Source organism: Dyella sp. (assembly GCF_035486915.1).
Lineage (GTDB): Bacteria > Pseudomonadota > Gammaproteobacteria > Xanthomonadales > Rhodanobacteraceae > Dyella_B.
This window is the reverse complement of the sequence record NZ_DATHMR010000061.1, coordinates 1-3704: the sequence shown is the minus strand read 5'-3', so window position 1 is coordinate 3704 and position 3704 is coordinate 1. Positions and strand designations below refer to the sequence as shown.

Genomic DNA, 3704 nt, shown 5'->3' with positions numbered 1-3704 from the left:
GCAGCGGGTGTTTCAGTAGGTTGGGTTGGCGCGGCGCTTTTATTCAAGCCCCAGGATATATTTCCAATCCGCCGCTTCCACCGGCATCACCGAAAGACGATTGCCCTTGCGTAGCAACCGCATGTCGGCCAGCGCCTTGTGATTCTTCAACTCATCGAGCGTGATCACGCGCTTGAGTTTCTTCACGAATTTCACATCCACCAACATCCAGCGCGGATTGTCGCGAGAGCTGCCCGGATCGAAATACTTGCTTTTCGGATCGAACTGGCTGGGATCGGGGTAGGCGTCGGTCGCCACTTCCGCGAGGCCCGCAATCCCCGGTTCCGCGCAGTTGGAGTGATAGAAAAACACCCCGTCGCCCACGCGCATGTCGTCGCGCATGAAATTGCGGGCCTGATAGTTGCGCACGCCGTCCCATGCTTCGTGCTTCTTGCGCTTCAGATCGTCGATGGAGAACGTGTCGGGCTCGGTTTTCATTAGCCAGTAGTTCATACGCTGGCGTCTCCTGCGGCATCGGCGCGGCAATCGATCAGTTCGTGATCGGTGGCAATGAAGTCCAGTGTTACATCCCAGCTTTCGGGGAGGATCTCCGGCAATTCCTGGAAATCGTAGGCGATGCCGACCAGCAACGGCTCGGTGGGACGCAATTGATCTTTCAGAAATGAAAAGCTGCGATCGTAATAACCGCCGCCGTAGCCTAATCGGTTGCCACGACGGTCGAACGCCATCAGCGGCACCAGCACCAGATCCAGCTGGAACGGTGCGAGCCATTCGCGCGGCGTGACGGGTTCAGGGATGCCGAACCGGTTCGGCTGCACGGCGTCGCCGGACGCCCAGGGCGCGAAGCGCAGGAGGTTGTCCTGGCCGATCAGCGGCAGCAGGAACTGCTGCCCGCGCGATGCGAGCGGCGGAATTACGAGGTTGAGCGGCAATTCGCCGTCGCAGGCCCAATAACCGGCGACGCGCTGGTCCGTATGGTATTCGGGCAGGTGCTCAAGGCTGCGGCGCAGCCCCTGGGCGGCCATCATGCGCTGGGGCGGGGTCAATGCGCGCCGACGCTCGGCGAGGCGCTGGCGCAATTCACGGCGTCGTGCGGCGGTATCCACGTCGCGCGTCTCCTGAAGCTCGTACGCCCGCGGATGCCACGGCTGGCGGTCCGCTCCCGGCCGCCGTGTGAGCGGCGACCGGACTGGGAATGAGGTGGCGTCAACCGCGATGCCGCTGCCCACCAAACGACCTTGATCCAAATGGGATCAGGTGGGAGGGAGATTAAGGTCTAAAGGCTTTCCGCTCGTGGCGGACATGCACAACAACCTTAAGTAACCGTCCCGGGTCGTAAATAGGAACAAGGCAAAATGTAAGAGTGTGCTGGCGCACACCGCAGAGAACGCCGGTACCTATTTTACGTGTGCATCTAGTGCTGCTTCAAGCTTGCGGCGCAACGTAGCCAGACTTTCAGCGATGCCAGGTTCAGCAACGTTGGCGTCTGCATTGGGAACCGATTGTTTTTTCAGCTGCAGATATTCGTGCGTGATGCTGATGGCAGCCAGCACCGCCAGGCGATCGAAGCCGGGCGTTTTGGCGTGCGCGCGCAAGTCGCGCATTTTACGGTCGAGAAAACTCGCCGCTTCCAGCAAGCCTTCGCGCTCGTCGGGCGGACACGCAATCAGAAATTCGCGATCGATCAATCGCAGCGCAACGGGCTCGTTGGTAGTTGTGCTAATGACGTCAGCCATTGCTTTCAAGCGCCTTGAGTCGTTGGATCATGGCTTCCACCCGGCTGCGTGCTTGTTCATTGCGTGCCAACAAACCAGCACGTTCACTCGCCAGTTGTTCCTGGCTGTGACGCAGGCTGCGATTTTCTTCGTTCAACCGATGCACATGCTCAAGCAGCCGATCAAGCTGCTGGCTTAAGGCGGCTAGTTCGAACTGGGTAGAGTCGGAAGGTTTCATGTGCCGCACTATATCAGGACGCCGCTAGAAATCTGCGGGGGACGAACGCCTGGACGGGGGTGTGCATTAGACTTGTGCTTTAGCCGTTAACGGAGTGCCGCTATGACCGCCTCAGACTTTATCGGTCATGACGAACTGGACAGCGTCACGACGCACTTGCGGCTGGCCATCAGCGCCAGCGAGTTGCACGGATCGCTATGCGGTTACCTGGCGGGTAACGGCCGGCCGGGCAGGCGTTCGCTGCTGGAAGTGCTGCATCTGGATGCCGGTGGCATCTCCGTTGCGCCGGCCGATCAAGGGGTACTGGTGCAACTGGTTCGTCAAAGCGAAGCGGAACTGGCCGACCCCGAACTTGGCTTCGAGCCGTTGCTGCCGTCCGACGACCGTCCCTTAACCGAACGTGCCGATGCCCTTGTCGATTGGTGCCGCGGCTTTCTCGGCGGTTTCGGTTTGGGTGGCCCGGACATCCACAACCGGTTGTCGGACGAAGGCAAGGAAATCCTGCGCGATATCGGCTCGATTGCATCGTCGTCGTTGGACTTCGGCGACGAAGACGAAGACGAAGATGCCCTGATCGAAGTGCACGAATTTGTACGCATGGGCGTCATGTTGTTGTTCACCGAATGTCATATTCCTAACCAACCCGCCAACGACACCCTGCATTGACTATCGCACCCGACGAATTCGCACGCCGTCGCCGCCAGCTTATGAAAATGGCGGGGCAAGATGCCGTCGTCATCATTGCCACCGCGCCCGAGCGCATGCGCAATGCCGATGCCGCGTGGCCGTACCGGCAGGATTCGGATTTTCACTATCTCAGCGGCTTTCCCGAGCCTGACGCGGTACTTGCGCTGCTGCCGGGACGGCAGCATGGCGAGGCCGTCTTGTTCTGCCGCGAGCGCGATCCCGAGCATGAGCGCTGGCATGGCCCGTCCATCGGTACCGAACGTGCGGTCAGCGAATACGGCATGGACGATGCGTTCCCCATCGACGATATCGACGACATTCTGCCAGGCATGATCGAAGGACGCGGGCGCGTCTATTGCCACTTCGGGCGCGAGCCGCAGTTCGATGCACAGCTACTGGGCTGGATGCGCCGTTTGCGTCAGCTGCGTGGCGGCGGCGTGGTGCCCAAGGAATTTGTTGCACTCGGTCATTTGCTGCACGACCTGCGCCTGTACAAATCTCGCGCCGAATTGAAATTGATGCGCGCCTCTGCTGCCATCGCGGTCGAGGCGCATCTGGCTGCGATGTCACTCGCACATGCCGGGCGTCACGAATACGAAGTCGAAGCGGAATTGATTCGTGTAATGCGCAGCCATGGCGCCTTCACGGCGTTTCCGCCCATCGTCGCCGGTGGCGTCAACGCATGCACCATGCATTACCAGGCCAATCGCGCGCCCTTGAAAGGTGGCGATTTGCTGCTGATCGATGCCGGTGCCGAGTTGCAGTGTTATGCCTCCGACATCAGCCGAAGTTTCCCCATCAGTGGCCGCTACAGCCGGGAGCAGCGCGCTCTCTACGAGATCGTGCTGACTGCGCAATTGGCGGCGATTGACGAAGTGCAACCCGGCCGCAGTTACAACACCGCACACGATGTCGCCGTGCACGTGATCACTGCGGGTTTGTGCGCACTCGGTTTGATCAAGGGCGATCCTGCAGAAGCCATCGAGCAGGGCAGTTACAAGCGCTTTTTTCCCGCCAAAACCAGTCATTGGCTTGGCCTGGATGTGCACGACGTAGGCGACTAT

General features: G+C 60.1%; 6 protein-coding genes and 1 other RNA gene. 2 read left to right on the top strand and 5 right to left on the bottom strand.

Annotated features, from left to right (window positions below):
- Nucleotides 1-39: 39 nt before the first annotated feature.
- From VK725_RS05320 to VK725_RS05300, 5 genes are all read right to left on the bottom strand, one after another.
- A complete protein-coding gene (locus VK725_RS05320; protein WP_325317017.1) occupies nucleotides 40-492 on the bottom strand; it encodes an EVE domain-containing protein in 453 nt (150 codons plus the stop codon).
- The gene (locus VK725_RS05315) at nucleotides 489-1106 is read right to left on the bottom strand and encodes a 5-formyltetrahydrofolate cyclo-ligase (protein WP_325317016.1); all 618 of its coding nucleotides are present in this window, start codon (nucleotides 1104-1106) and stop codon (nucleotides 489-491) included. Before VK725_RS05315 ends, VK725_RS05320 begins: the two co-directional genes overlap by 4 nt.
- 97 nt (nucleotides 1107-1203) lie before the next feature.
- A non-coding RNA gene (gene ssrS / locus VK725_RS05310) (6S RNA) lies at nucleotides 1204-1390 on the bottom strand.
- Between the two features lie 7 nt (nucleotides 1391-1397).
- On the bottom strand, nucleotides 1398-1736 hold the full coding sequence (locus VK725_RS05305) for a cell division protein ZapA (protein WP_325317015.1): 339 nt from the start codon (nucleotides 1734-1736) through the stop codon (nucleotides 1398-1400).
- On the bottom strand, nucleotides 1729-1953 hold the full coding sequence (locus VK725_RS05300) for a TIGR02449 family protein (RefSeq protein WP_325317014.1): 225 nt from the start codon (nucleotides 1951-1953) through the stop codon (nucleotides 1729-1731). The genes VK725_RS05305 and VK725_RS05300 overlap by 8 nt, the downstream gene beginning before the upstream one ends.
- 102 nt (nucleotides 1954-2055) lie before the next feature.
- On the opposite strand from VK725_RS05300, the gene VK725_RS05295 reads away from it, so the two are divergent.
- Nucleotides 2056-2619, top strand: a complete 564-nt coding sequence (locus VK725_RS05295) for a UPF0149 family protein (RefSeq protein WP_325317013.1) — start codon at nucleotides 2056-2058, stop codon at nucleotides 2617-2619.
- Nucleotides 2616-3704: aminopeptidase P N-terminal domain-containing protein (locus VK725_RS05290; protein WP_325317012.1), on the top strand; the 1089-nt coding region annotated here is incomplete at its 3' end. The genes VK725_RS05295 and VK725_RS05290, both read left to right, overlap by 4 nt.